Below are 25,653 nucleotides of genomic sequence, written 5' to 3'. Positions count from 1 at the left end.
GGACTTTGTCAGGCAAAAGAGGACGACCGACATGCCATTCGTAACGACCAAGGACAATGTCGAGATCTTCTACAAGGACTGGGGGCCGAAGGACGCCCAGCCGATCATGTTCCACCATGGCTGGCCGCTGAGCAGCGACGACTGGGACGCGCAGATGCTGTTCTTCCTGGCGAAGGGCTATCGCGTCGTCGCCAGCGACCGGCGCGGCCATGGCCGCTCGGCCCAAATCTGGGACGGCCATGACATGGATCATTACGCCGCCGACGCCTCGGCCGTCGTCGAGCATCTCGACCTGAGAAACTCCGTCCATATCGGCCACTCGACCGGCGGCGGGCAGGTCGCCCGCTATGTCGCGAAGTTCGGCGAGCCGCAGGGCCGGGTCGCCAAGGCGGTGCTGGTCAGCGCCGTGCCGCCTCTCATGGTCAAGACCGAGAAGAACCCGGGCGGCCTGCCGATCGAGGTCTTCGACGGCTTCCGCAAGGCGCTCGCCGACAACCGCGCGCAGTTCTTCCTCGATGTCCCGACCGGGCCGTTCTACGGCTACAACCGGCCGGGCGCGAAGGTCGACGAGGGCGTGATCAGGAATTGGTGGCGCCAGGGCATGATGGGCAGCGCCAAGGCCCATTACGACGGCATCAAGGCCTTCTCGGAGACCGACCAGAGCGGGGATCTGAAGGCGATCGCCGTGCCGACTCTCGTGCTGCATGGCGACGATGACCAGATCGTGCCGATCGGCGCCTCGGCGCATGAATCGATCAAGCTTTTGAAGAACGGCACGCTCAAGGTCTATCCGGGCTATCCGCACGGCATGCTCACCACCCATGCCGAGGTGCTGAATGCCGATCTGCTCGCCTTCGTGCAGAGCTGAGCTCGCTTAAGCGGCTCCGTTCCCGCGCCGGCCGTTCGACAGCGGGCGCGGGAATTCAAGCCGATCTCAGAGCACGTCCCGGACGCGCCTGAGCGTCGATTCCATATGCTTGCCGATCGCCTCCGAGAGCGCGTCCGCGTCGCGCTTCAGCAAGGCCGCCATCATCTCCTCGTGCTCGGCGACGGCGCCGGCCCATTTCTCCGGCCCCTCATTGCCGATAAAGCGCAGCCGCTTGATCCGCGACTGCAGCGTGCCGTGCATCTCGACCAGCACCTGATTGCCGGAGGCCGCGACCATGGCCGTATGGATCGCCTGGTTGAGCTTGAAATATTCGAGCCGCTCGCGCGTCGCGTAGAGCTCCAGCATGCGCCTGTGCAAGGCGTGGATCGCCTCGATGGTCGCATCCGGGGCCTGTTCGCAGGCGATGCGGCCACCGAGCTGCTCCAGCGCCTTCAGCACCTCGAGCACCTGATAGAGATCCTGCGCCGAGAATTTGCGGACCACGGCGCCCTTGGCCGGCAGGATCTCGACGAGCCCCTCGCTGGCGAGCGTCTTGATCGCCTCGCGCAAGGGGGTGCGCGAGACGCCGAGCTGCGCGCCGACCTGCCCCTCATTGATGCGCTGGCCCGGCTCGAGCCGGCCCTCGATGATCATGTCGCGGAGGCGCTCCAGCACCTCGTCGTGCAGCGTGCGGCGGGTGATGCGGGGATAATCGCTCGCTGCATCGCTCATCGTGTCGCCATCGTTTCCAAACTATCGGCGTTTACGCCATGGGCGCCCTGCCCTGTCAAACCGCTCCCGGCCAGATCATCGGCGAAGAGCGCGTCCTGGCGACGGCGCGTCGCGAGCAAGGTCGAATCCGGCGCGATCTCGATATCGCCAAGACGGATCGCCTCGCCGGCCTTCACATCGCGCAGCAGCCTGCGGTCGGCGACGAGGTAGAACGGGGCGGGACGATCCTCGGCCAGCGCCGCGGCCGGACGGACTTCCGCACCGATGCCGGCAATGCTGTGATGATGGCCGCCCATGGCCAGGACCGTGCCGGCCGCCAGATCCCGCTCGGCGACGGCGACGAGGTCCTGCCGGGGCCGGTAGTCGTCGCCATAGCCCGAGCGGCCGAGCCCGGCGGTATCGAGAATGCTGGTCGCAACCTCGACGCCCAGCAGATGGCGCGGCAGGTACAGCATCGCCGTCCTGCCATCGCGGGAGAGGACATGGCCCTTGCCGGCCAGCATCTCCCAGGTTTCGGCGTTCTCGCAGCGCACGACGACGAAGACGCCGCCGGCGAAGCTCGCCTCCTCCGCCAGACGCAGATGATGGAACACGTCGACGCGGCGTGTGCCCGTGAGCAGGCCGCCTTGGGCCCGTGCCGTGAACAGGTCGGCGATCTCGGGAATGCGCGCCGGCGGCGCGTGGAAGCCGGCGCGGTCGGCCACGAGCTCGGTCGCGTTGGCGACGAGCGTCATCTCGCAGAGATCGGGCACGGCACGCAGCGGAAAGGCGCCGCCGAGGATGCGCGCACGCTCGGCCGCAACGGCCGTGACCGAGCGTGAACCCGGCAGCCAATGCGCGGACAACTCCGGCAGGGATTTTGTCACGCCGTTGCAGGTAACGTTGCCGGACGCCGGATCGAAAACGAAGTCGTACTCGCTCGACTTGCCGGCAGCGACGATCTCAAGACCGAGGACCTCCGCCCAGGTGACGAGGGCGATCAGCAGGCTCGGCTGGTCGCCATCGACCGGCGTGACCAGCACGCCCTTGTCCTGCGCCAGCCGCGCGAGGCCGGGGCCGACCACGCTGTCGGCCTCCTTCGAGACGAGAGCGACGTGGCGGCGAGCTTCGATCGCCATCAGCGCATGGCGCGTCGCGCCCTCGGGCGAGCCGGTCGCCTCCACCAGCAGGGCGAAAGGCAGATCGATCACCGTCTCGAGCCGTCCCGCCGCGACACAGCGCCCAGCCTCCCAGGCTGCGCGCGCCTCGGCCGCCGTTTCACACAGGGCGACCTCGGAGGCGGCATAGCCTGCCGCCACAAAGGCCCGGCCAGCCGCCTCGGCCGTCATATCCACTGCGATGCGGGCCTCGATCAGGCGCGTGCGCCGCGCCTGCGCCAGATAGCTGCGCCCGAAGCCGCCGCTGCCGACCAGGCAGGTCGCGACCGGCTGCCGGATGCCGGCGTAATGGGCGTGGAAATTCATCGTCTCGCTCTCCCTGTCGGCGGCGCGCTCTTGGTTTTCAGGCGCCGCTTCGCTCATTCTCATGTGCTGCTATTATACTGCATACAGCATACTTGAGGAGTCGGGCGAGCTGTGTTAGCGAATTCGGCAACGAACGACATCAAGAGGGAACGCGCGGCCGGATCAGGGCGAATTGCCCTTGCGAATCGACGCGCGCCCCGCAGGAGGATCAGCGGTGGACAGCTCCGAGAACGGCAAGAAGCCGGTCATCGCGGTGGCGATGGGCGATCCTTCGGGCATCAGCCCCGAATTGCTGGCGCGCCTGCTGCGCGAGCCCGATCTGCGCGACGCGGCCCGTTACGTCATCTTCGGTGACAAGCGCCTGCTCGATCTCGGCGCCGCCGATGCCGGGCTCGACCCCGATGTGCAGATTGCCGCCTCGGAAGACGCCCTGCCCGCGAAGGCCGACAAGCCGGTCTTCATCGACCTCGCCAATCACGACCCCGCCGATCTCCAGCGCGGCAAGGCGACGCTTGCGGGCGGCAAGGCGGCGACCGAGAATTTCCGCCGGGCGCTACGCTTCGCCGCCTCCGGCAAGGCCGACGCCGTGTTCTTCACGCCGTTCAACAAGGCAGCCATGCGCTTCGCCTATCCCGGCTATGACGACGAGATCCGCTTCGTGCGCGACGCCATCGGCTTCGAGGGGCCCGCGAGCGAGTTCAACGTCCTCGACACACTGTGGAATGCGCGCGTCACCTCGCATATTCCGCTCTCGGCGGTGGCCGAGAACATCACGCAGGAGCGCATCCTGCGGGCGCTGGCGCTGGCGGATGCCAATCTGCGGGCAGCCGGCTTCGACCCGCCGCGCATCGCGGTGGCCGGCATCAACCCCCATGCCGGCGACGGCGGCAATTTCGGCCGCGACGAGATCGAGACGATCGAGCCGGCGGTCAAGGCGGCCAAGGCCAGGGGCTTCACGGTCGAAGGGCCGTTCCCGTCGGACACCGTCTTCCTGCGCGCGAAGAACGGCGATTTCGACGCGGTGCTGACCATGTATCACGACCAGGGCCAGATCGCGATGAAGCTGATGGGCTTCGACCGCGGCGTCACGCTGATCGGCGGCTTCCCCTTCCCGATCTGTACCCCGGCCCATGGCACGGCCTATGAGATCGCCGGCAAGGGCATCGCCAATCTCGGCGCCTCGCGCGCCGCCCTGTCGCTGGCCATCAAGATGGCCAAGGACGGAAAGGAGCCCGGCCGCGCAGCGGCCTGAACCGGTTTCTCAATACCCAAGCGGCCGCAAGAGCCGCGCATAACCAGACATCCCAGGGAGACGAAACAGATGAAGCAATTCGCACTCACCGCGGCGCTCACCGCCGCCTTCGCGCTCGGCGGGGGCGCCACGGCGCAGGCCTGGCAGCCGACCGGTCCGATCGAGTTCGTCGTGACCTCCGGCCCCGGTGGCGGAACCGACAATTTCGCGCGGGTCATCCAATCGATCATCAGCAAGCACAAGCTGGTCGAGCAGTCGATCGTGGTGGTCAACAAGGGCGGCGGCTCCGGCGCCGAAGGCTATCTCCAGGGCAAGGCCGGCAAGGGCGACGCCCACAAGGTGATCTTCGGCACCAACAACGCCTATCTGCTGCCCTATGTCGCCAAGCTCGCCTTCAGCAAGTCGGACCTGACCCCGGTCGCGGCGCTGGCGCTCGACGAGTTCCTGCTCTGGGTCAACGGCAGCGCGCCCTATAACGATGCCAAGAGCTATATCGACGCGGTCAAGGCCAAGCCCGGCTTCAAGATGGCGGGCAGCCAGTCGAAGGATACCGACCAGACGCTGACCGTCATGATCCAGGAGGCGACCGGCGCCAAATGGATCTACGTGCCGTTCCAGGGCGGCAGCGCGGCGGCCACGCAGCTCGCCGGCGGCCATGTCGATTCCAACACCAACAACCCCAATGAGAATGTCGGCCAGTGGAAGGCCGGGCAGGTCAAGCCGCTCTGCGTGTTCTCGCCGGTGCGCCTCGCCAAGAGCGAGCCGGTCTTTGGCGGCAAGGGCTGGGGCGACATCCCGACCTGCAAGGAATCCGGCATTCCGATCGAGAGCTTCCAGATGCCGCGCACCGTCTGGCTGCCGGCCGACGTGCCCGCGGACGCCGTGAAATTCTACGAGGGCGTGCTGGAGAAGGTCAGCCAGACCCCGGAATGGCAGGAATTCGTGACCCGCACCGCGCAGACGGCGCGCTTCATGAAGGGCCAGGAGCTCGCCGATTTCGTCGCCAAGGACGAGGCCGCGAACAAGAAGGTGTTCGAGGCCGAGGGCTGGGTGGTGAAATAAGGCTGCCGCGGCAGCCCCCCTCATCCCGGCCGCAGCGAAGCGTCGTGCCGGGATCCATCGTGGCGTTCGACGCCCTTCGATGGATCCCGGGGCAAGCCCGGGATGACGCCTGATCGAAACCTGCCTGATCCGAGAAGGGAAATCCCATGGTCACCCGCCTCTGGGCCGAGACCGTCGTCGCGCTGTTCACGCTCGCCTATGGGCTGACGATCGTCTGGGGCGCGCTCGAATTCGGCATCGGCTGGGACACTTCCGGCCCCGAGGCCGGCGCCTTTCCGTTCTATACCGGCATGCTGGTTGCGCTCGGCAGCCTCGCCACCCTCGCCCTGACCTGGAGCAAGCGGCTCTCGGGACGAGACATGCTGGCCGAGGTCGTGCTCGACGGCGAGCGCATCCACCGCGTCGCGAGCTTCTTCCTGCCCATCCTCGGCTTCGTGATCCTGTGCGCGACGCTCGGCATGTATGTCGCGACCGTCGTCTATCTCGTCTTCACGATGCGCTTCCAGGGCGGCTTCGGCTGGCTGCGCACGCTGACCGTCGCCATCGGCTCGGCCGTGTTCTTCTACCTGGCGCTCGAACGCTTCTTCCACATTCCGCTGATGAAGGGCCCGCTAGAGGCCGCGCTCGGGCTTTGACCCGGACCGAAACCCGGAAGGGAGCTCCGGCTCATGGATAACGTCGCCTCGCTGATGCACGGCTTCTCCGTCGCGATCAGCTTCCACCACATCGCCCTGATGATCGCCGGCGTGCTGCTCGGCATCCTGGTCGGCGTGCTGCCCGGGCTGGGCGCGCCCAACGGCGTCTCCCTGATGCTGCCCCTGACCTTCTCGATGGACCCGGTCTCGGCGATCATCCTGCTGACATCGCTCTACTGGGGAGCGCTGTTCGGCGGCTCGACCACCTCGATCCTGTTCAACATCCCGGGCGAGCCCTCTTCCGTGGCCACGACCTTCGACGGCCATCCGATGGCCAAGCAGGGCAAGGCGACCGAGGCACTTTCCCTCGCCTTTCTCTCCGCCGGCTTCGGCGCGCTGGCCGGCGTGATCCTGATCACGGTGCTGTCGAGCTGGGTCGCCGGTTTCGCGCTGCGCTTTTCCTCGCCGGAATTCTTCGCGGTCTATTTCATCACCTTCGCCAGCTTCATCGGCCTCGGTGGCGCCTCCCCCTTCAAGACGATCGTGGCGATGTGCGTCGGCTTCTCGCTGGCCTCGATCGGCATGGACACCGTCTCGGGCAGCGTGCGCCTGACCTTTGGCTTCGACGTGCTGCTGGCCGGGGTGAGCTTCCTCATCGCGGTGATCGGGCTGTTCGGCGTCGGCGAATTGCTGCTGACGATGGAGGACGGGCTGAGCTTCCGCGGCATCGCCGCGAAGGTGCGGCTCGGCGACGTGCTGCGCACGGCGGCGAAGCTGCCGCGCTACTGGCTCGCCTTGCTGCGCTCGGCCGCCATCGGCATCTGGATGGGCATCACGCCGGGCGGACCGACCGCCGCCTCGTTCCTGAGCTATGCGATGGCCAAGCGCTCCTCGCGCAACCCGGAGAAGTTCGGCAAGGGCGAGCCGGAGGGCGTGATCTCGCCCGAGACAGCCGACCACGCGGCCGGCTCGGCCGCGATGCTGCCGATGCTGGCGCTCGGCATTCCCGGCTCGGCCACGGCGGCGGTGATGATGGGCGGGCTGATGATCTGGGGCCTCAACCCCGGCCCGACGCTCTTCACCGACCGGCCGGACTTCGTCTGGGGGCTGATCGCCTCGATGTATCTCGGCAACATCGTCGCGGTCATCACCGTGCTGGCGACGGTGCCGCTCTTCGCCTCGATCCTGCGCATCCCGTTCTCGATCATCGGGCCGCTGATCATCGTGGTGTGCTTCATCGGCGCCTATACGGTCGCCGGCAAGCCCTTCGACCTGTGGATCGCGCTTGCCTTCGGCATCGTCGGATACGCCTTCAAGAAGCTCGACTACCCGATCGCGCCGATGATCCTGGCCATGGTGATCGGAGACAAGGCCGAGGATGCCTTCCGCCAGTCGATGATCTTCAGCCAGGGCTCGCTCTCGATCTTCTGGTCGAACGCGCTGGTCTCGACGCTGATGGGGATCGGCCTCATGCTGCTGTTCATGCCGCTGATCGGCGCCACCATCCGGCGCATGCGCGGCCAGGCGGTGTCACGCACCGCATAGGCCTCCCCACTCCCGGAGGAGGCCCCGGCGGGAAGCCCTGCGCCATCCGCTGAGCCGTTCCGTTCCAAGACCCGGAACGGACGATCGAGCTGGCGCGCGAACGCTGCTGCCGGCATGGGACAGGGCCGGCCAGAAAGGCCTCATCGTTCGGGACGAGCCGCTCCGAATCCGGCGCTCACGGCCGATTCGCCGTGAGCCGTCCGGGACGTCTCGTCACCGACGGCGCAACCTATCGATTGTCCTGAAGAAGATGGTACAGCCACCCCGGCTTGAACGGGGGACCTCTAGATCCACAATCTAGCGCTCTAACCAACTGAGCTATGGCTGCCCATGACTGTTCGACCCGGCGCCGCAGCGGGGTCTCCAGCGGCGCGGAACCTAGTGCCGACGCCGCGCTTTTGCAACCGCGTAATTCAACTTCGCCAACGAAAAACCGACGCTGCAGCCGGCCGCCGGCGCGGCAGGCCGGTCAGAGCCGCGATCCGCGCCTTCAGTCCTTGCGCAAAGCCGCGTTGGCGATGCGCGCAAGCTCCTTCAGGTGCTCGGCATAGGATTCGTAGCTGCGGCGGACCGCCTTCGCCTGAAGCGTGATCGCCTCGGAAGCGCTTTCGGTGCGCGCCATCTTCTCGGCGTCGCCCAGCGTCGCCTTCAGCTCGGCGCAGGCGTGGTCGAGCACCTTCGCCTGCAGCGCGCCGAAGGCACGGGCCATGGTAAGGGCCTGGCTCATCACGGTCTCGGCCGTGACCGCGGCGAATTCCGGCGGGCGCGGCAGCGGCAGCGAATCGAGCGAGACGGGCTTCACAGGCGCCTTGGCAGAGGCAGAGGGTGCCTGCGGCGCGGCGGCGGCCGGCACAGGCTTGAGCGGCACCTCCACCTTCGCAGCCGGCTTCGGCTGCTCGACAGGCTTGGCGGCGACGGGCTTGAGCTGGGCCGGCTTGAACGGGGCAGGCTTGGCCTCGACAGCTTTCGGTACCGGCGCGGCAGCCATCGGCTTCTTCGGCGCGACGACCTTCGTCACGGGCTTCTCGATCCGCAGCTTGGCCGAAGCCACCTTCCTGGGCGACTTCGCCGGCGCCGGCTTGGCGGCGGTTGCCGGAGTGGCGATCACAGCTTTTGCCGCCGGGGCGGAAGGAACAGCCTTCACGGCCACTGGCGCCGGCTGTATCGGCGCAGGCGCCGCCGCAACCGGAGAAACGGGCTTGGCCGCCAGGGCTGCCGGCGCGGGCTTCGAGGCGACCGGAGGAACAGGCTTGGCCGGCGGTACCGGAGAGGGCGTTACGGCGACCGGAGGAACCGGCTTTGCAGCCACGGCTACCGGCACGGGCTGCGGGGCAGCGGGTGCGGGCGGCGCGGCTTTCGCCTCGGCCGGTGCCGAGGACAAGGCTTTGACGGAAGGCAGGCTGACCGGAGCTCTGGCGGTGGTCCGGGTCGGAGGCGGCTTGGCCATCACGGCTCTCCTTCAACGGCTGGCAGGCAGAAGCCGGGCACCCTGCCCGGCCGGTCGCTCGTCGGAGCCGCCGCCGAAACGGCAGCCTTCAAAAGGGCTCAGCGGCCCTTGGTGGCCTTGCTGACGCTTTCGGCCGCCTTGGTGGCGACGTCCTGGGCGGCAGCGCCCATTTCCTTGAGCTGGCTCTGGAGCGTCGCCATCTGCGCCTTCAGGAAATCGGACTGATGCTGCATCACCTCGGTCAGATCCTTCGACTTCACCAGCTTCTGGGCGAGTTCGAAAGCCGCCGCGACGTTGTTCTCGGCGTAGGAGATCGCCTTGCGCGTCGCTTCCTGGGTGTTGACGCGAGCGTTTTCGGCCGAGCCATGCGCGCTATCCACAGCCTTCTGCGCGGCGCCGATGAAGCCGTCGAAAGCCTTGCGCGCCTGCTCTACGCTGCGTTCCGCGAAGTCGCGCATCTCTGCCGGTATCTCGTAGGGAAGCTTGCCGTCCATGGGGATCCTCCTGTTACAACCGAACCTCTAATTCATTGTGCACTGCAATATCATTGTTGCCGCGCGATGACAACGACGCGACAGCAGCTGCGCCCGGCTACGTTAACGCTGTTTGGAAGAGAAGCGGGAGAGCAATCTTTGGTTCCATGGATTCGCCGACGTTTGGAAGCTATTAAAGATTTGTTAGCCATAAAGAGTCGGATCGAACGAGCGGACCAGGATGAGCGAAGCCGGACAGGACTGGGCGCGATGGGGCGTGGCGGCGGGTGAAGACCCCGCGCTCACGGCCTTTGCCGCCGGCGGCGCGCTGATCCTGTGGGATGCCGCGGCCGAACGGCCGGGCTTCATCAATCCGGCGGGACAAGCCCTGCTCGGTGCCGCGCCTTCGGCGGTGTCGCTGCCGGCACCGACGCGCCAGCGTCTTTTCCTGCTCGCAGGCGGGCTCGCCTCGACCGCCGGCATCCGGCTGGAGCGGCTGCGATTGACCGCCAGCTTCGCGGCGTTTCCCGTCACCTGCGGCTGCAAGCTGCTGACGCTGGCCGATGCCGGCACCGTGCTCGCCATCGCCATTCCGGCCTCCGAACTGCGCCGGCTCGGCGTGGCCGTGCCGCCTCCGGCACATGCGCCTCCCGCTTCCTCTCCTTCCCTGGTTTCTGCACCTGCGGCCATTGCACTCTCCCCCGAGCCCGCTCCTGCGCGTCCGGCCACGGTTCGCTTCCTCTGGCAGAGCGATGCGGATGGACGGCTGACCAAGCTGTCCGGGGACATTGCGGCCCTGACCGGCGCAGCCGCAGCCGCGCAGCTGGTCGGCCAGCGCTGGGACGATCTGGTCGGCAGCCATTTCATCGACCGCAGCGGCGGGCTGCGGGAACGCCTCGCCACACCGGCGACCTGGAGCGGCCATACCGTCCTGTGGCGGAGCGAGACGCCGGGCGAGGCCGTGCCGGTCGAACTGTCCGGCGTGTCCGTGCTCGGCGCCAACAGGCAGTTCGCCGGGTTCCGCGGCTTCGGCATCGCCCGATTGAACGCGCCGGAGCCGTTCCCGGTGAGCGAAGAGCCGGTAGCGCAGGACCATGCCGTCGAGGCTGATCCGACTCCCACGGACGGAGCAGCCACGATCGGGGCGCCCACGGCGCGGGATGCCTCCTTCCCCGAAGAGCCATTGCCTGCCGCCGACACGGACGCAATCGCGACCGGTGAAACGGATTCTCATCCGGAGCCCGCCTCCGATGACAAGCCGGCACGGGAAGAGCCCGCATCGGCACGACATCACGAGGCCGGTTCCACCGACGCCCCGCCGCCCGTCTCGCAGCAGCCGGAGCCCGCCCAGCCGGATATCGCCGCGGAAGAGCCGAAGGTCCAACCCGCCGACCGCCGCGACGCGCCCGAGGAGCCGGCATCGCCCGTCGTCGCGCCGGCCGCCAACATCGTGCCGTTGCGCAACGGACAGCACGCGGCGATCCGGCCGGTCCTCGAGCCGTCCAAGGCCCATCTCAGCTCGGCCGAGCGCAATGCCTTCCGCGAGATCGCCAAGGCGCTCGGCGCTCGGCTCGCCGACGATGAGACCAACGATGTCCCGCGCCTGCCGCCGGTCGCGCCGCTGCGGGTGAAGGAGGCCGAAGCGGAAGCGCCCGCTCCTGCCGCCCCCCTGGCGTCCGAGCCGGCGATCACCCCCGCGCGCCAGCGCAACTCCCACGCCGAGGTGCTCGACCGGCTGCCGGTGGCCGTGCTGGTCAATCGCGGCGAAGACGCGCTCTATGCCAACCGCACCTTGCTCGACCTGCTGGACTACGCCGATCTCGCCGACCTGAAGGCCGGCGGCGTCAGCCGTCTGATCAAGGAGGCCTCGCGCAGCGGCGGCGGGGCGATGACCCTGATCGACCGGACCGGCCATCTCGTCGGCGTCGATGCCGTGCTCTCCAGCGTGAACTGGCTCGACGCGCCGGCGACGTTGATGGCCTTCCGCCACCCCGACAGCGGCGGCGGCGAAGCGCCGGTGATGACGCCGGAGGAGGCCGAGGAAGCCGAGCTCGCGGCCGAATTCGCCGCCGAGGAAGCCGAATCGGCCGCGCGCGTCGAGGCGCTCAGGCTCGATGCCGAGGCGCGCGACGGCCGCATCGCCGAGCTCACCGCCATGCTCGACACCGCGACCGACGGCGTGGTCACCGTCGACGATCGCGGCCGCATCCTCTCGCTCAACAAGGCGGCCGAGGCGCTGTTCGGCTACGACCAGCGCGAGGTGACGGGCGAGCTGTTCACGCTGCTGTTTTCGGCCGAGAGCCATGCGCCGGCGCTCGACTATCTCGAAGGGCTGAAAGGCGGCGGCGTCGCCTCGGTGCTCAACGATGGGCGCGAGGTGGTCGGCCGGGTGCGGCAGGGCGGCAAGATCCCGCTCTTCATGACCATGGGCCAGATCGCGCATGGCGCCGAGCCGCGCTTCTGCGCCGTGCTGCGCGACATCACCGCCTGGAAGAAGACCGAGGGCGAGCTCGTCGATGCGCGCAAGGCGGCGGAGATGGCGAGCGCGCAGAAATCGGACGTGCTCGCCAAGATCAGCCATGAGATCAGGACGCCGCTCAACGCCATCATCGGCTTCGCCGAAGTGATGGCCGAGGAGCGCTTCGGGCCGATCGCCAATGAGCGCTACAAGGAATATCTGCGCGACATCCACCAGTCGGGCGGCTACGTCATCAGCCTGGTCAACGACCTGCTCGACCTCGCCAAGATCGAGGCCGGTAAGCTCGATCTCGACTTCGTCAGCGTCAACCTGAACGAGATCGCGCTCTCGACCGTAGCCCTGCTCCAGCCGGAGGCACAGCGCGGGCGCGTAGTGCTGCGCTCGGGCCTCTCGCCGAAGCTGCCACCTGTCGTCGCCGACGAGCGCTCGATCCGCCAGATCGCGATCAACCTGCTCTCCAACGCGGTGAAGTTCACCGATGCCGGCGGGCAGGTCATCATCTCGACGGCGCTCGGCGACCAGGGCGAAGCGATCCTGCGGGTGCGCGACACCGGCATCGGCATGGACGACGACGAGTTGAAGCTCGCGCTCGAGCCCTTCCGTCAGGTGCCGACGACGCGCCGCGCCGGCGGCACGGGGCTCGGCCTGCCGCTGACCAAGGCGCTGGTCGAGGCCAACCGCGCCGCGATGTCGATCACCAGCGTCAAGAAGGAAGGCACGCTCGTCGAGATCACCTTCCCGCCGCAGCGCGTGCTGGCGAGCTGAGCGGCCCGGCAGGCCGAAAATCGCCTGCTCGCCACATTTTTACCGCATTCGACCGGGCTTTAGCGCGAACTGCCGCAGCGGCAGTCTTGCCACGTCGCGAGCAGCTTTCCCCGAGTCACGACCGATGCGTTTCTCCGGCCTGCGTGGCACGGCGCTCAACCCGTATTTCCTGGGTGCCGTGGCGATCATCCTGCTCTGCTCGGCGGGGCTGGGGACCAATGTCCTGTCCGGCTATTACCGGACCTTCCACAACAGCGAACTCGGCCTCGCCCGGCTGATCGCCTTCCGCGCGGTGCTCGATGCGGCAAACCGCGTGTCGGTCGAACGCCGGCCGACCAATGCCGCGCTCGGCCGGATCACCGTCGGCGACGGCGCGCGGGCGGGCGGCTTCGCGCTCGCTCGTCAGGCGACTGACGCGGCCCTTGCCGGGCTCGCCTCCTCTCCGGCGTTCTCAGCTTCGGTCGCGGACTTGCAGGACCAGCTTCGTCGAACCCGTGCCGAGGTCGATGCGCTTCTCGACCGGCCTCAGCCGGAACGCGCGCCTGCGGCCGTCGAACGGGCGATCCTGGGCATGTTCGCCACCTACGACCTGACGCAGCCCCTCCTGGACACGGCGATGACCGCGCTGCTGAAGGACGATTCGAATCTGGTCGGCAGGGCCATGACGGCGCGCATGATCGGCGAGCTGCGCGACTATGCCGGCCGGCTCGGCTCCTACATCGTGATCGTGATCGCCCAGGGCCGCCCGATGACGCCCGAACAACGCGCCGCCTTCGAGGCGACCCGGGGGCGCGTCTGGCAGCTCTGGGAGAACATCCAGCAGCAGATCGTCACCAGCGGCACGGAGCAGGTGGTGCGGGCCAGCCAGGACACCGCCCATGCCTTCATCCGGGACGGTTTGCTGCTGATCGATTCGACGCGGGCGCAGCTCGATACCGGCCAAGCGGACCTCACCACGGCAAGCTTCACGCGCATGGTCGTGCCCAGCTTCAAGCCGATCGAAGAGCTGCGCGAAGCCTATCTCGCGATGACGATCCGCGAGCTGGAGACGCGCCGCGACGTTGCCGAAGAAGCTCTTGTCTACGCCTCGGCCGCGACCGGGCTGGCCCTGACGGTCGAGCTGCTGCTCCTGCTCGCCGGACAGCACCTGTTCTTCCGCCCCCTGCTGCTGGCTCGCCAAGAGGTCATCCGTCTCGCCGAAGGACGGCTGGAGCCGGCCGTCGCCGGCCCCGGGCTGCGCGGCGAGATGCGCGGACTGTTCGATGCCCTCGTCACCCTTCGCGCCAAGCTGATCGAGCGCGACCGGCTGGACGAGGAGCGCGCGCGGCTCGAACAGCAGCTCAGGCGACAGGCCGATACCGACGGGCTGACCGACGTCCTCAACCGCGGCGCGCTCGAAAGGCTGGTCCCGCAACTGGCGAGCGCGGCGGCTCCGGTCGCGCTGATCCTGCTCGATCTCGACCATTTCAAGGGCGTCAACGACCGCTACGGGCACGCGGCCGGCGACGCCGTGCTGCGCAGCACGGCGCAACGCCTGCGTGGCGCGCTGCGCGAGGAGGACGTGCTGGCCCGCTTCGGCGGCGAGGAATTCGCGATCATCGTCACCGGACAATCGCCCGAAACGATCGCCTCTGTCGCCGAGCGGCTGCGACAGATCGTGGCCAGCGAGCCGTTCGTCTTGCCGGACGGGGGCCTGATCGCCCTGACCGCCAGCCTCGGCACCGCGATGACGGCGGCCCGCCCGGCCATCTGGCTCGACCTCCTGCGGGCCGCGGACATGGCGCTCTATGCGGCCAAGCAGCGGGGGCGGAACCGCGTCGTCGCCAGCGGCGACGACGCCTGACGAAACGGCCCGGTCAGAGCAAGGTCCCGCTCAGGATCAGCGCCGCCACGCCGAAATAGATGACGAGGCCGGTGACGTCGACCAGCGTCGCCACCAGCGGCGCCGAGGCGCTGGCCGGGTCGAAGCCGGCCCGCTTCAGCAGGAAGGGCAGCATCGAGCCCATCATCGAGCCGAAGGTGACGATGCCGATCAGCGCGCCGCCGACCGTCGCCGCGATCAGCATCCAATGCGGCCCGTAATCGTAGAAGCCGAGCCATTGCCAGAGCGCGATGCGGACGATGCCGATCGCGCCGAGGATCGAGCCCAGCACGAGGCCCGAGGGCAACTCCCGCAGGATGACCCGCCACCAGTCCTTCAGCGTGATCTCGCGCAGCGCCAGCGCCCGGATGATCAGCGAGGTCGCCTGCGAGCCGGAATTGCCGCCCGAGCTCATGATCAGCGGGATGAACAGCGTCAGCACGATCGCCTTCTCCAGCTCCGTCTGGAAGAACTGCATGGCCGAGGCGGTCAGCATCTCGCCGAGCAGCAGGATCGAGAGCCAGCCGGCGCGCTTGCGGATCATCGCGAGGAAGCCGATCTCGTTATAGGGCTCGTCGAGCGCCTCCATGCCGCCGAGCTTCTGCACGTCTTCCGTCGTCTCCGCGATCATCGCGTCGATGACGTCGTCGAAGGTGACGATGCCGATGATGCGGTCTTCGGCATCGACGACGGGGACCGAGAGCAGGTCGTATTTCGTGATCAGCCGCGCGACATCCTCGCGATCGACCTCAGGCGTCACCGTGATGGGCTTGTGCGCCGGCACGACCGACTCGACGGGCGCGGCAGGGTCGCCGCTGATCAGCCGCCGCAGCGAGACGGCGCGGACGAGCTTCTTCGTCGCCGGATCGAGCACGTAGATCGCATAGACCGTCTCGCGCGAGCGCTCGACGCGGCGGATGTAGTCGAGCGTCTGCTGCACCGTCCAGGTCGACGGCACGCTGACGAACTCGGTCGTCATGATCGAGCCGGCGCTGTGCTCGGGATAGGCCAGCAGCTTGCCGAGATCGGTGCGGGTCTGGCGGTCGAGGCGCGCGCTCAGGCGCTGCCGGGTCTCGTCGTCGAAGTCCTGGAAGACGTCGGCGGCGCGGTCGGCCGACATGGCCGTGAGGAAGGCCCCGGCACGGTCCTCCGGCAGCAATGCCAGCGCCTCGGCGGCGTCGGCCAGCTCCGGCTGGTCGAGCACCTCCACGGCGCGCTCGAACGGCAATTCCTGCAGGATATGCGCGATGGTCGCGCTGTCCTGCTCGTTGAGCGTCTCGACGATGTCGGCGACATGCTCTTCCGCCAGAGTCCTGGCGACGACGACCGACAGCAGGTCGGGGGCGAGTTCGATCTCGTTCATGGCTCTTATTCCTGGCGATCGGCCGTCGGCACCGATCGCAAGGCTGAGCCGGGGACCCGGATCAGCCGCGCGAGGCGGCAGCAGACGGCTTCGACTGTCGACTGGGACTGTCGTCGGGCATCGGGTCTGGTTGTCCTGTGAGTGCCGGCTGCGGGAGCCGGCGACGGCTGGCCACATGCACCCGCAACGCCTCGTCGTCAAACGTTTTTTTGGCGATGCAGCATCGATCTCGGGCCTTGGTCGGGAGGGGGGCGGCGACTATGGTGGCCGGGACGGAATCGGCGGCCAGCCGCCGCTGCCGCCGCACTCTTCTCCGACGCCGGACCCCATGCGATGACCCTGACGATCTATGGCTGCTACCGCTCGCGCGCGACGCGCGTCATCTGGCTCGCCAACGAGCTCGGACTGCCGTTCCGGCACGTGCCGGTCATCCAGGCCTATCGCCTCGCCGACCCGCAGGCACCCGGCGTGCCGCTGCACACACGCAGCCCCGACTTCCTGAAGGTCAATCCGAACGGCCATATCCCCAGCATCGACGATGACGGCTTCAAGCTGCACGAATCGCTGGCGATCAACCTCTACCTCGCCCGCAAGCATGGCGGGCCGCTGGCGCCGAAGGACGCGCAGGAGGAAGGGCTCGCCGTCATGTGGGCGCTCTGGGCGGCGACCGAATGCGAGACGCATGCGCTCAGCCTGCAGCAGCACCTCGCCGCTTTCCCGCCCGAGAAGCGCAAACCTGAGGTGGTCGAAGCGGCGCTCGCGACGCTGGCCGCCCCCTTCGCCGTGCTCGACCGCACGCTGGTCGAGGGCAAGGGCCATGTCATGGGCGAGCGGTTCACCGTCGCCGACATCAACGTCGCCGAGGTCATCCGCTATGCGAGGCCCGCCACGCAGCTCTTCGACGCCCATCCGAACGTGAAGGCCTGGCTCGAGGCCTGCCAGGCGCGGCCGGCTTTCCAGGCGATGTGGCAGGCGCGCGACGCCGAAGCCGCCTGAACAAAGGCCCGAACACAGGAAACGGGTGGAGCGGACGGCGGCATCCGCCTAGACCAAGCCACCTTTGACGGAAGCGCACCGTCATTCCGGGCTTGACCCGGAATCCATCGTCGAGCGCTGCGTTCTACGATGGATTCCGGATCGGCGCCGCTATGCGGCCTGTCCGGAATGACGGCGGATTTCCGGCGAGGCCAGGCGCCGTGCCCAGTTCCTCCTAACCACAGGCCTCCCATGTCCGCCCTATCCAAGCAGCCCGTCATGGATCTCGGCGACTGGCTGCTGCTGATCCTGCTCTCGCTGCTCTGGGGCGGGTCGTTCTTCTTCGGGAAGATCGCCGTCTCGGAATGGCCACCGCTGGCGGTGGTGCTCGCGCGGGTCGGGCTGGCGGCGGCCACATTGCTGCTGGTCGTCAGGCTATCGGGACTGTCGATGCGCGTCGGCGGGCGGATGTGGCTCGCCTTCTTCGGCATGGGGCTGCTCAACAATCTGATTCCGTTCGGGCTGATCTTCTGGGGCCAGACCCAGATCGCCAGCGGGCTGGCCTCGATCCTCAACGCCACGACCCCGCTCTTCGGCGTCGTCGTCGCCCATGTCTTCGGGCAGGACGAGAAGGCGAGCGGCCTGAAGATCGCCGGGGTCGCCGCCGGCATCGTCGGCGTCGCGATCCTGATGGGCCCCGACGCGGTTGGCGGCGTCTCGGGAGCGCTGCTGCCCCAGCTTGCCTGCCTTGCCGCCGCGCTCTCCTATGGCTTCGCCGGCTTGTACGGCCGGCGCTTTCGCGAGCTGCCCCCGCTGGTCACGGCAACCGGACAGGTCAGCGCCACCACCGTGATGACCATTCCGCTGGTGATCGCCTTCGACCCGCCCTGGCTGCTGCCCGCTCCCAGCACCCCCGTTGTATTCTCGCTCGTCGGGCTCGCGACCCTCTCGACGGCGCTCGCCTATGTCATCTTCTTCCGGGTCATGCGCCGCGCCGGCGGCACCAATGTCATGCTGGTGACGTTCCTCGTCCCGGTCAGCGCCATTCTGCTCGGCGCGACCTTTCTCGGCGAAGCCCTGCTGCCGCGGCATTTCCTGGGAATGGCGGCCATCGCCGCCGGGCTCGCGCTGATCGACGGCAGGCTGTTCCGGGCGAGGCGCACGCGCCCGGCCTGAGACCAAAGGCTTTATTGCCAAAAAATTATGAATTGTTCTAGAGTCGACTTGTCGGCTGGAGACTATATTGGCCCGCCCTACTGACTGAGATATCGCGACAAGCGATACGGGGAACAGGGGACGACCATGGATGTACGGCAACTGCGGTGCTTCATCGCGGTGGCGGAAGAGTTGCATTTCGGTCGCGCGGCCGAGCGTCTCGGCGTGGCCCCCCCGGCCCTTTCCCGCCAGATCAGCGCGCTCGAGGACGAGCTCGGCGTCAACCTCCTGACCCGCACCACACGGCAGGTCGCGCTCACCCGCGCCGGGCTGATCATGCTCGAGGAGGCCAAGGGCATCCTCGTCAAGATGGAGCAGGCCTCGCGCGCGGTGCGGGAAGCCTCGCTGGCGTCGGGCAAGGTGCTGCGCGTAGGCGCGATCGACGCGGCGTCGTCGAGCTTCCTGCCGGAGGCGCTGATGACCTTCCGCAAGCGTTTCCCCGGCACCGAGATCAAATTCGTCGAGGCGATGACCGCCGCGCTGGTACAGATGCTGGAAGCCGGCAAGCTCGACCTCGCCCTGGTGCGCCCGCCGCGCAAGCCGACCGACTGCGCCTTCGAGATCCTGCGGGTCGAGCGCCCGATCGTGGTGCTCGGCGAAGACCATCCGCTCGCGGCGCGTGATCACCTGACCATGCACGACCTCGTGGGCGAGCCCTTCGTCGTGCCCTCGAAGCGCATCCGGCCTTATGCCTACGATCTCGTGATGGCCTATTTCGAGAGCGTCGGCGCCGTTCCCAACGTCACCATCGAGGCGACCGAGAAGCCGGCGATGATGTCGGCCGTCGCAGCCGGGCTCGGCATGGCGCTCGCGCCCGACTGGGTTTCGCGACTGACCTTTCCCGGCGTGACGCTGCGGCGGCTGCGCGGCGCGATGCTCGACCCGCCGCCGCCCGGCGCGCTGGTCGGCGTCGCCTGGCGGCCGCAGCAGAAGCTGCCGTCCCGGGACGATTTTCTCGCGATCCTGCGCGAGAGCGTGACGCTGATCGAGGAGCGCCACGTCCTGCCTCACGCAACCCCGCCGAAGCCGCAAAAGCGGCCGGCCCGGATCCAATAAGCCAGCCGGAGGAGCCTCATGAGTTTGAACCAGATAGAACGGGCGCAAGGATTGCGCGTGCGCTCGACGCAGGATCTCGCCGGCGGCCTGTTCATGATCCTGCTCGCGCTGATCGCCTTCGTCTTCGCCTGGGAGCTGCCGGCCGGAACGCTGCGCCAGCTCGGCCCCGGCATGCTGCCGAAAGCCTTCGCGGTGATCTGCGGCGCCCTTGGGCTTATGCTCGTGCTGTCGTCGCTGCGCTACAATGGCGAGCAGCTGAGCGGCTGGTCCTGGAAGGGCATTTTCTACGCCCTCGGCGGGGCCTGCCTGTTCGCGCTGACGATCCGCGGCTTCGAGATCGGGCCGATCCAGATCCCGGCGCTGGGGCTGCTCGTCTCGGGACCGCTCCTCGTCTTCTTCGCAGGCCTCGCCGCGGATGACCGCAGGCTCAAGGAATTGCTGATCTTCGCCGTGGCGATGTCGGCAGCCTGCATCCTGATGTTCAAATACGCGCTGAGCCTGCCGATCCCGCTCGCGCCCTGGCTTCTGGGTGTTTGAGCGATGATGGAGACATTTTCCCACCTCTCGCTCGGCTTCGGCGTCGCGCTGACGATGCAGAACATCGCGCTGTGCTTCGTGGGCTGCCTTGTCGGCACCCTGATCGGCGTGCTGCCCGGTGTCGGCCCGATCGCGACGATCTCGATCCTGCTCCCCATCACCTTCGGCCTCGATCCGACCGGCGCGTTGATCATGCTCGCGGGCATCTATTACGGCGCCCAATATGGCGGCTCGACCACCGCGATCCTGGTCAACATCCCGGGTGAGGCCACCGCCGTGGTGACCACGCTCGACGGCCACCAGATGGCCAAGCAGGGCCGCGCCGGCATCGCGCTCGGCACCGCCGCCATCGGCTCCTTCGTCGCCGGCTGCGTCGCCACGGTCGCCATCGCTGCGCTCGGCGCGCCGCTGACCAAGATGGCGCTGCTGTTCGGCCCGGCCGAATATTTCTCGCTGATGGTGATGGGCCTGTGCTTCGCGGTCGTGCTGGCGCGCGGCTCCATCCTCAAGGCCTTCTGCATGATCATGCTCGGGCTTCTGCTCTCGACGGTCGGGACGGATCTCGAGACCGGCCAGGAACGGCTGAGCTTCGGCATCCCGGCCCTGTCCGACGGCATCGACTTCTCGGTGCTGGCGATGGGCGTGTTCGGTTTCGCCGAGGTGCTGCGCAACCTCGAGAACCCCGAGGCGCGCGACGTCGTCAAGGCCAAGATCGGCCGGCTCCTGCCCGGCTGGAGCGACATCAAGCAGTCGGTGGCGCCGGTGCTGCGCGGCACCGCGATCGGCGGCATTCTCGGCATTCTGCCCGGCAACGGCGCGGTGCTGGGCCCCTTCGCCAGCTATACGATGGAGAAGAAGCTCGCCAAGGATCCCTCGCGTTTCGGCAAGGGGGCGATCGAGGGTGTGGCGGGGCCGGAATCGGCCAACAATGCCGGCGCGCAGACCGCCTTCATCCCGCTGCTGACGCTCGGCATCCCGCCGAATGCGGTGATGGCGCTGATGGTCGGCGCGATGACGATCCACGGCATCATCCCCGGCCCGCAGGTGATGACCCGCAACCCGGAGCTGTTCTGGGGCATGATCGCCTCGATGTGGATCGGCAACCTGATGCTGCTCGTCATCAACCTGCCGCTGGTCGGCATGTGGGTGAAGCTGCTGCAGGTGCCCTACCGGCTGATGTTCCCGGCGATCCTGATCTTCTGCTGCATCGGCATCTATTCGGTGAACAACCAGCCGATGGACGTCGCCTTCACCGCGATGTTCGGCCTGTTCGGCTATCTGCTGATCAAGCTCGGCTTCGAGCCGGCGCCAATGCTGCTCGGCTTCGTGCTGGGCAAGCTGATGGAAGAAAAGCTCAGGCAGGCGCTGATCATCTCGCGCGGCTCGTTCGTGACCTTCGTGGAGCGCCCGATCTCCGCCGGGCTGCTCGTCGTCGCCGTGCTCGTGCTCGTCGTCGCGTTGCTGCCCTCGATCTCGAAGAAGCGCGACGAAGTCTTCACCGAATGACGGGGTTGCCGCCCCGGCGGCACCCCTCCACTCTCATCGTCAATAATCTCAGGGAGGAATGCCAATGAAGAAGCTCGTTCTCGGCCTTGCCGCCACCGCGGCGCTGGCCTTCGCCGGCGGCGCGCAGGCGCAGGGCTATCCGACGAAGCCCGTCACGATGATCGTGCCCTTCGCGGCCGGCGGCCCCACCGACATCATCGCGCGCATCGTCGCCGACAACATGTCGAAGACGCTCGGCCAGCAGATCGTCATCGAGAACGTCGCCGGCGCCGGCGGCACGACCGGCATCGCCCGCGCCCTCACGGCGGCGCCGGACGGCTACACCATCGCGATGGGGCATCTGGGCACCTTCTCGGCGGCGCCCGCCACCTATCCCGGCCTGAAATACGACCCGATCAACGGCATGCAGACGATCGGGCTCGCCGGCGGCACGCCGATCCTGATCGTGGCGCGCAAGAATTTCGAGCCGAAGGACCTCAACGGGTTCGTCAGCTATGTGAAGGCCAACGCCGACAAGGTGAACGAGGCCCATGCCGGCCTCGGCTCGGTCTCCTGGACGACCTGCACCCTGCTCAAGGGCGTTCTCGGCACGCCGAAGATCAATGCCGTCGCCTATCGCGGCACCGGCCCGGCGCTCAACGACCTCGTCTCCGGCCAGGTCGACTTCATGTGCGACCAGATCGTCTCGGTCGCCGAGCAGGTGCGCGCCAACTCGATCAAGGCCTATGCCGTCGCCTCGGCGCAGCGCTCGCCGGCGCTGCCGGACGTCCCGACCACCAAGGAAGCCGGCCTGCCCGAGTACCAGATCGAGGCCTGGAACGGCATCGCCGGGCCGAAGGGCCTGCCGAAGGAGGCCGTCGACAAGCTGGTCGACGCGCTGAACAAGGCGCTCAACGACGAAGGCACCAAGAAGCGCCTGCTCGATCTCGGCACCGTCCTGCCGACCGCCGAGGAGCGCACGCCGGCCGGCTTCGCCGCCCTGATCAAGCGCGACGCCGACAAGCTGACCCCGGCGCTTTCGGCTGCCCCCAAGCAGTAATCCCCACTCTTTCGGGTTGCGTGACGGCGGGCCTTCGGGCCCGCCGTTTTCGTTCGAGCGTGCCCTTTCGCCCTCCCCCGGCCGCCGCGTTACCCCGGCAAGACACTGAGCTAAAACGGCTTTCCGGAGCTTGTTTCAGACCGTTAACATCTCGTGACCGGGCCTGAGCGGAACTGGCGCTCCCCCTGCCGGTTCTTCCCCCACGAAGTTCGCTTCGACGCGAAGTTCACTTCGATAAGGAGAAGAACCATGATCAAGAAGCTTGCTTTCGTTGCGGCGCTCGCCCTCGTTCCGGCGACCGCCTTCGCCCAAACCCAGCAACCCTCCGGCGGTGCCGTCGGCGGCGCGACCAGCGGCGCGGCGGCCGGTGCCGTGGGCGGCGCGGTGGTCGGCGGCCCGGTCGGTGCCGTGGTCGGCGGTGTCGGCGGCGCCGTGGTCGGCGCCATCGTCGGCGATGCGGCGACCCCGCGCTTCCGCACCTATGTCGTCGAGCAGCGCGTGCCGTCCTACACCTATGCCGAGCCGGTCGCGGTCGGCACCGTCCTGCCGGAGCAGGGCGTGGTCTATCGCCCCCTGCCGGCGGAATACGGCCCGCAGGCGTCGGGCTACGCGTACACCGTGGTGAACGACCGCGCGGTCATCGTCGAGCCGCAAACCCGCCGCGTGGTACAGATCATCCAGTAACGACCGCTATCGCGCCGAAGGCACTGCCAGCGAAACCCGCCGGCCTTCGGCCACGGCCCGCCCCGAAACCGGGGCGGGCTTTTTTATTTTTCGCAAGACGCCGGATCCATCGGGAACAGGAAGGCGGCAGCGCAGTTTCCCCGGGGCAAGGGGGCGCAATCGACGTCGGAGGACGATTATGATCAAGCGTATCCTGATTGCGGCTGCTTTCGCGGCCGTCCCTGTCGTGGCGTTCGCGCAAACAACCGGCCCGATCATCCGCGATCCCACGGGCGGTTCGACGCGCGACCCTGCCCTGGCAGAACCCATGTTCGGCACCTTCGCCCCGGCTCCGATGCACGAGGCCGCCGGCGGGACGATGATCAGCGATGAGGCGGCCTTCCGGAACTACGTGATGGCGCAGCACGTGCGGTCCTATCACTATCGCCAGCCGGTCGAGGTCGGCACGATGTTGCCGGCGCGAGGCGTGACCTTCCACGCCGTGCCGACGGAATATGGCGCGCATGGCTATCGCTACACGGTGGTGAACGACCAGGCCGTCATCGTCGAGCCGCGCACGAGGCGCGTCGTCGAAGTGATCGAATAGCCCTTTCGGCTGCTCGGAGGGGCTCGTGCCGGCAAAACGGCGCGGGCCCATTTTTCGGCCTGGTTCAGCGCGTGCCGAACATCCGGTCGCCGGCATCGCCCAGGCCGGGGACGATATAGCCGTGATCGTTGAGCTTCTCGTCGATGGCGGCGGTCCAGATGCGGACATCCGGATGGGCGCCACGCAGATGGGCGATGCCTTCCGGCGCGGCGAGCAGGCAGACGAAGCGCAGATCCTTCGCGCCGCGCTCCTTCAGGCGCTCCATCGCCGCCACGGCGGAGTTGGCCGTCGCCAGCATCGGGTCCATCACCACGATCATGCGGTCGGCGATGTCGGACGGCGCCTTGAAGTAATACTCCACCGCCTGCAGCGTATCCGGGTCGCGATAGAGGCCGATATGAGCGACGCGGGCAGCCGGCACCAGCTCGAGCATGCCGTCGAGAAAGCCGACGCCGGCGCGCAGGATCGGGGCGAAGACCAGCTTCTTGCCGGCGATGACCGGCTGCATCGATGTCTGCAGCGGCGTCTCGATCTCGATCAGCTCGGTCGGCAGGTCGCGCGTCACCTCATAGCAGAGCAGCATGCCGATCTCGTTGAGGAGCTGGCGGAAGCTCTTGGTCGAGCGGTCCTTCTCGCGCATCAGCGTCAGCTTGTGCTGGACCAGCGGATGGTCGACGACGGTGACACCGTCCTGGCTCAAGGTCATCGATTCCCCTTCCCTGTTCTCGGTGCCCCGAGCATCTTCGTCACGCCGTCATTCCGGGCGAAGCGAAGCGCAGACCCGGAATCCATCGCAGAGCACCGAGCCCGGTGATGGATTCCGGATCGGCGCCGCTATCGCGGCTTGTCCGGAATGACGAGGCGGATAGCATAGATCCGCTCAGAATACCGTGCCGTCGCTGATGATGGCGAGGGGCGGGCCGCCATCCACACGCTTTTCGCGCGCGATGCGCCGGCCGGCGGCCCAGCTGCCGCCTTCCAGCACCTTGGCGAGCGGCAAGTCCTCGCGCGAGCGGCCGAGGCGCTTGCGGACGACCGAGCCGACCTCATCCAGCAGCGCGACGGTCAGCGCACGCCATTCCACCACCAGGGCCGAGGAGACCTCATGGGGCTTTGCCCGGTCGGCCTCGTCCTTGAGCGCGATCACGCCGAGATCGAGGAAGAGCCCGCCATTGCGGTATTCCGGCAGGCCGGTGAGATCGTCGATGTCGACGACGGCGATGCCGGCCCACTCCAACGGCTCGATCAGCGAATAGGTCAGCCATTGCGAGAGCTTGTGGAAGGGAACGAGCCCTTCCGTGACCTCACCCATGGCGATCAGCGGATGGCGCCAGGTGTCGCCGAGCGCCACGCCGGCGAGCGTCAGGCGCGACGGCCAGATTCCGCCGAAGGTCGCCAGCACCTCGCCCAGCATGTGGCCGGCCCGGACGGTTCCCGTATCGGCGGCCGTCGAGAAGCGGTCGAACAGCTCACCGGGGCGCGACAGGCCCTGCCGCTCCAGCTCCTCGCCGAGGCGATTAAGCAGGGCGGCACGCCCCTCCAGCGCCATCAGCGGGTTGGCCGGCCCCGCCTGGAAACCCTGTGCCAAAGAGGCCTCGTCGAGATGTCTCAACGCCTCCGCATCGGCGCGCAGGGGATCGACCGGGTTGCTGGAGAACAGGCCCGCCGCGAACATGTCGAGCGAGGCGAGCGCCAGCCCTTCGGAGCGACCGATCTCGCGGCCCGTCGCAGCGTCGCGATAGCGCCAGTCCGGCCCGGCGCCGGCGTCGAGCAGCACGCTGACCACGGCGAGGTCATAAGCAGCGCGGCCACGCGCGGCAGGGTCCGGAAAGTGCGCGGCGGCGTCGAGCCGCTGCCAGCGGTCGTCCCCCGCCAGGACGAAATGGCGCCAGCGCGCATGGAAGGGGATGTCCAGCGTCGGGTAATTCGCGCGGATGGTGTCGAGGACATAATCGGCGCAGGCCTCCAGCCGCTCGGGATGCACGCTGAAATGCAGGAGCCGCCCGGCAAGGCCGAGCTCCAGCATCTCCTGCGCGCGGGCGCGGACAGCCGCAGGCTTCAACAGGGCGCGGAACGCCTCGGGATTGGAACTCGGCATGGAGCTGCGGCT

Annotated in this window: 22 protein-coding genes and 1 tRNA gene; 15 read left to right on the top strand and 8 right to left on the bottom strand. The window is 68.0% G+C overall.

The window, feature by feature from the left end; all coding sequences use genetic code 11:
• Nucleotides 1-31: 31 nt before the first annotated feature.
• Nucleotides 32-868 carry an alpha/beta fold hydrolase gene (locus GY40_RS09050; protein ID WP_038361051.1) on the top strand — a complete coding sequence of 279 codons (837 nt, stop codon included), beginning with the start codon at nt 32-34 and terminating at the stop codon, nt 866-868.
• A 66-nt stretch (nt 869-934) separates the two neighbouring features.
• Here GY40_RS09050 and GY40_RS09045 read toward each other — a convergent pair whose 3' ends face one another.
• Together GY40_RS09045 and GY40_RS09040 are read right to left on the bottom strand one after the other, a co-directional pair.
• Complete coding sequence (locus GY40_RS09045; protein WP_038361048.1) at nt 935-1,600, bottom strand: GntR family transcriptional regulator; 666 nt, start codon at nt 1,598-1,600, stop codon at nt 935-937.
• On the bottom strand, nt 1,597-3,120 hold the full coding sequence (locus tag GY40_RS09040) for an SAF domain-containing protein (RefSeq protein WP_349236402.1): 1,524 nt from the start codon (nt 3,118-3,120) through the stop codon (nt 1,597-1,599). The genes GY40_RS09045 and GY40_RS09040 overlap by 4 nt, the downstream gene beginning before the upstream one ends.
• 202 nt (nt 3,121-3,322) lie before the next feature.
• On the opposite strand from GY40_RS09040, the gene GY40_RS09035 reads away from it, so the two are divergent.
• The 4 genes from GY40_RS09035 (at nt 3,323) to GY40_RS09020 (ending at nt 7,557) form a co-directional block, all read left to right on the top strand.
• Complete coding sequence (locus GY40_RS09035) at nt 3,323-4,315, top strand: 4-hydroxythreonine-4-phosphate dehydrogenase PdxA (protein WP_051987842.1); 993 nt, start codon at nt 3,323-3,325, stop codon at nt 4,313-4,315.
• A 69-nt stretch (nt 4,316-4,384) separates the two neighbouring features.
• Complete coding sequence (locus GY40_RS09030; protein ID WP_038361042.1) at nt 4,385-5,377, top strand: Bug family tripartite tricarboxylate transporter substrate binding protein; 993 nt, start codon at nt 4,385-4,387, stop codon at nt 5,375-5,377.
• A gap of 146 nt (nt 5,378-5,523) precedes the next feature.
• On the top strand, nt 5,524-6,012 hold the full coding sequence (locus GY40_RS09025) for a tripartite tricarboxylate transporter TctB family protein (RefSeq protein WP_038361039.1): 489 nt from the start codon (nt 5,524-5,526) through the stop codon (nt 6,010-6,012).
• A 33-nt stretch (nt 6,013-6,045) separates the two neighbouring features.
• A complete protein-coding gene (locus tag GY40_RS09020; RefSeq protein WP_038361036.1) occupies nt 6,046-7,557 on the top strand; it encodes a tripartite tricarboxylate transporter permease in 1,512 nt (503 codons plus the stop codon).
• A gap of 251 nt (nt 7,558-7,808) precedes the next feature.
• Here GY40_RS09020 and GY40_RS09015 read toward each other — a convergent pair.
• The 3 genes from GY40_RS09015 to GY40_RS09005 form a co-directional block, all read right to left on the bottom strand.
• Nucleotides 7,809-7,885, bottom strand: a tRNA-His gene (locus GY40_RS09015).
• Between the two features lie 162 nt (nt 7,886-8,047).
• Nucleotides 8,048-9,004 (bottom strand): phasin family protein, encoded by a 957-nt coding sequence (locus GY40_RS27515; RefSeq protein WP_156115908.1) that lies wholly within the window; start codon nt 9,002-9,004, stop codon nt 8,048-8,050.
• A 98-nt stretch (nt 9,005-9,102) separates the two neighbouring features.
• Nucleotides 9,103-9,498 carry a phasin gene (locus tag GY40_RS09005; RefSeq protein ID WP_038361033.1) on the bottom strand — a complete coding sequence of 132 codons (396 nt, stop codon included), beginning with the start codon at nt 9,496-9,498 and terminating at the stop codon, nt 9,103-9,105.
• Between the two features lie 220 nt (nt 9,499-9,718).
• Here GY40_RS09005 and GY40_RS09000 point away from each other — a divergent pair, with 220 nt between their 5' ends.
• Both GY40_RS09000 and GY40_RS08995 read left to right on the top strand, forming a co-directional pair.
• Complete coding sequence (locus tag GY40_RS09000) at nt 9,719-12,721, top strand: ATP-binding protein (RefSeq protein ID WP_051987704.1); 3,003 nt, start codon at nt 9,719-9,721, stop codon at nt 12,719-12,721.
• 124 nt (nt 12,722-12,845) lie between these two features.
• Nucleotides 12,846-14,564 (top strand): GGDEF domain-containing protein, encoded by a 1,719-nt coding sequence (locus GY40_RS08995; protein WP_038361031.1) that lies wholly within the window; start codon nt 12,846-12,848, stop codon nt 14,562-14,564.
• Nucleotides 14,565-14,577: 13 nt separating this feature from the next.
• Here GY40_RS08995 and mgtE read toward each other — a convergent pair whose 3' ends face one another.
• A complete protein-coding gene (mgtE, locus tag GY40_RS08990; RefSeq protein WP_038361028.1) occupies nt 14,578-15,945 on the bottom strand; it encodes a magnesium transporter in 1,368 nt (455 codons plus the stop codon).
• 333 nt (nt 15,946-16,278) lie between these two features.
• Between mgtE and GY40_RS08985 the strand changes: the two genes are divergently transcribed.
• The 8 genes from GY40_RS08985 to GY40_RS08950 all read left to right on the top strand — a co-directional run bounded on the left by GY40_RS08985 (nt 16,279) and on the right by GY40_RS08950 (nt 23,543).
• Nucleotides 16,279-16,941, top strand: coding sequence for a glutathione S-transferase family protein (locus GY40_RS08985; RefSeq protein ID WP_038361025.1), 663 nt, complete (start codon nt 16,279-16,281; stop codon nt 16,939-16,941).
• Between the two features lie 231 nt (nt 16,942-17,172).
• A complete protein-coding gene (locus tag GY40_RS08980) occupies nt 17,173-18,096 on the top strand; it encodes a DMT family transporter (protein WP_051987703.1) in 924 nt (307 codons plus the stop codon).
• A 126-nt stretch (nt 18,097-18,222) separates the two neighbouring features.
• On the top strand, nt 18,223-19,191 hold the full coding sequence (locus GY40_RS08975; RefSeq protein WP_051987702.1) for a LysR family transcriptional regulator: 969 nt from the start codon (nt 18,223-18,225) through the stop codon (nt 19,189-19,191).
• A gap of 18 nt (nt 19,192-19,209) precedes the next feature.
• Nucleotides 19,210-19,728: a tripartite tricarboxylate transporter TctB family protein gene (locus GY40_RS08970; protein ID WP_038361020.1), complete on the top strand. Its 519-nt coding sequence runs from the start codon at nt 19,210-19,212 to the stop codon at nt 19,726-19,728.
• 3 nt (nt 19,729-19,731) lie between these two features.
• Complete coding sequence (locus tag GY40_RS08965; protein ID WP_038361018.1) at nt 19,732-21,234, top strand: tripartite tricarboxylate transporter permease; 1,503 nt, start codon at nt 19,732-19,734, stop codon at nt 21,232-21,234.
• 58 nt (nt 21,235-21,292) lie between these two features.
• The gene (locus GY40_RS08960; RefSeq protein WP_038361015.1) at nt 21,293-22,273 is read left to right on the top strand and encodes a tripartite tricarboxylate transporter substrate-binding protein; all 981 of its coding nucleotides are present in this window, start codon (nt 21,293-21,295) and stop codon (nt 22,271-22,273) included.
• A gap of 249 nt (nt 22,274-22,522) precedes the next feature.
• Nucleotides 22,523-22,957, top strand: a complete 435-nt coding sequence (locus GY40_RS08955; RefSeq protein WP_038361013.1) for a DUF1236 domain-containing protein — start codon at nt 22,523-22,525, stop codon at nt 22,955-22,957.
• Between the two features lie 178 nt (nt 22,958-23,135).
• On the top strand, nt 23,136-23,543 hold the full coding sequence (locus tag GY40_RS08950; protein WP_038361010.1) for a DUF1236 domain-containing protein: 408 nt from the start codon (nt 23,136-23,138) through the stop codon (nt 23,541-23,543).
• Nucleotides 23,544-23,607: 64 nt separating this feature from the next.
• Here the strand turns inward: GY40_RS08950 and upp are convergent, their stop codons facing one another.
• Nucleotides 23,608-24,249, bottom strand: coding sequence for a uracil phosphoribosyltransferase (gene upp / locus GY40_RS08945; RefSeq protein ID WP_038361008.1), 642 nt, complete (start codon nt 24,247-24,249; stop codon nt 23,608-23,610).
• A gap of 174 nt (nt 24,250-24,423) precedes the next feature.
• Nucleotides 24,424-25,641 (bottom strand): URC4/urg3 family protein, encoded by a 1,218-nt coding sequence (locus GY40_RS08940; RefSeq protein ID WP_038361005.1) that lies wholly within the window; start codon nt 25,639-25,641, stop codon nt 24,424-24,426.
• Between the last annotated feature and the right edge of the window lie 12 nt (nt 25,642-25,653).

Origin of the sequence: Allobosea sp. UNC402CLCol (genome assembly GCF_000745475.1) — a bacterium.
GTDB lineage: Bacteria > Pseudomonadota > Alphaproteobacteria > Rhizobiales > Beijerinckiaceae > Allobosea > Allobosea spartocytisi.
The sequence above is the reverse complement of the archived record's forward strand: the minus strand, read 5'-3'. Positions and strand labels throughout refer to the sequence as shown.

Bases quoted from the DNA above. Each gene is read 5' to 3' on its own strand.
- GY40_RS09050 (WP_038361051.1), top strand. From the start codon at position 32: ATGCCATTCGTAACGACCAAGGACAATGTCGAGATCTTCTACAAGGAC.
- GY40_RS09045 (WP_038361048.1), bottom strand. From the start codon at position 1,600: ATGAGCGATGCAGCGAGCGATTATCCCCGCATCACCCGCCGCACGCTG.
- GY40_RS09040 (WP_349236402.1), bottom strand. From the start codon at position 3,120: ATGAGCGAAGCGGCGCCTGAAAACCAAGAGCGCGCCGCCGACAGGGAG.
- GY40_RS09035 (WP_051987842.1), top strand. From the start codon at position 3,323: ATGGGCGATCCTTCGGGCATCAGCCCCGAATTGCTGGCGCGCCTGCTG.
- GY40_RS09030 (WP_038361042.1), top strand. From the start codon at position 4,385: ATGAAGCAATTCGCACTCACCGCGGCGCTCACCGCCGCCTTCGCGCTC.
- GY40_RS09025 (WP_038361039.1), top strand. From the start codon at position 5,524: ATGGTCACCCGCCTCTGGGCCGAGACCGTCGTCGCGCTGTTCACGCTC.
- GY40_RS09020 (WP_038361036.1), top strand. From the start codon at position 6,046: ATGGATAACGTCGCCTCGCTGATGCACGGCTTCTCCGTCGCGATCAGC.
- GY40_RS27515 (WP_156115908.1), bottom strand. From the start codon at position 9,004: ATGGCCAAGCCGCCTCCGACCCGGACCACCGCCAGAGCTCCGGTCAGC.
- GY40_RS09005 (WP_038361033.1), bottom strand. From the start codon at position 9,498: ATGGACGGCAAGCTTCCCTACGAGATACCGGCAGAGATGCGCGACTTC.
- GY40_RS09000 (WP_051987704.1), top strand. From the start codon at position 9,719: ATGAGCGAAGCCGGACAGGACTGGGCGCGATGGGGCGTGGCGGCGGGT.
- GY40_RS08995 (WP_038361031.1), top strand. From the start codon at position 12,846: ATGCGTTTCTCCGGCCTGCGTGGCACGGCGCTCAACCCGTATTTCCTG.
- mgtE (WP_038361028.1), bottom strand. From the start codon at position 15,945: ATGAACGAGATCGAACTCGCCCCCGACCTGCTGTCGGTCGTCGTCGCC.
- GY40_RS08985 (WP_038361025.1), top strand. From the start codon at position 16,279: ATGACCCTGACGATCTATGGCTGCTACCGCTCGCGCGCGACGCGCGTC.
- GY40_RS08980 (WP_051987703.1), top strand. From the start codon at position 17,173: ATGTCCGCCCTATCCAAGCAGCCCGTCATGGATCTCGGCGACTGGCTG.
- GY40_RS08975 (WP_051987702.1), top strand. From the start codon at position 18,223: ATGGATGTACGGCAACTGCGGTGCTTCATCGCGGTGGCGGAAGAGTTG.
- GY40_RS08970 (WP_038361020.1), top strand. From the start codon at position 19,210: ATGAGTTTGAACCAGATAGAACGGGCGCAAGGATTGCGCGTGCGCTCG.
- GY40_RS08965 (WP_038361018.1), top strand. From the start codon at position 19,732: ATGATGGAGACATTTTCCCACCTCTCGCTCGGCTTCGGCGTCGCGCTG.
- GY40_RS08960 (WP_038361015.1), top strand. From the start codon at position 21,293: ATGCCAATGAAGAAGCTCGTTCTCGGCCTTGCCGCCACCGCGGCGCTG.
- GY40_RS08955 (WP_038361013.1), top strand. From the start codon at position 22,523: ATGATCAAGAAGCTTGCTTTCGTTGCGGCGCTCGCCCTCGTTCCGGCG.
- GY40_RS08950 (WP_038361010.1), top strand. From the start codon at position 23,136: ATGATCAAGCGTATCCTGATTGCGGCTGCTTTCGCGGCCGTCCCTGTC.
- upp (WP_038361008.1), bottom strand. From the start codon at position 24,249: ATGACCTTGAGCCAGGACGGTGTCACCGTCGTCGACCATCCGCTGGTC.
- GY40_RS08940 (WP_038361005.1), bottom strand. From the start codon at position 25,641: ATGCCGAGTTCCAATCCCGAGGCGTTCCGCGCCCTGTTGAAGCCTGCG.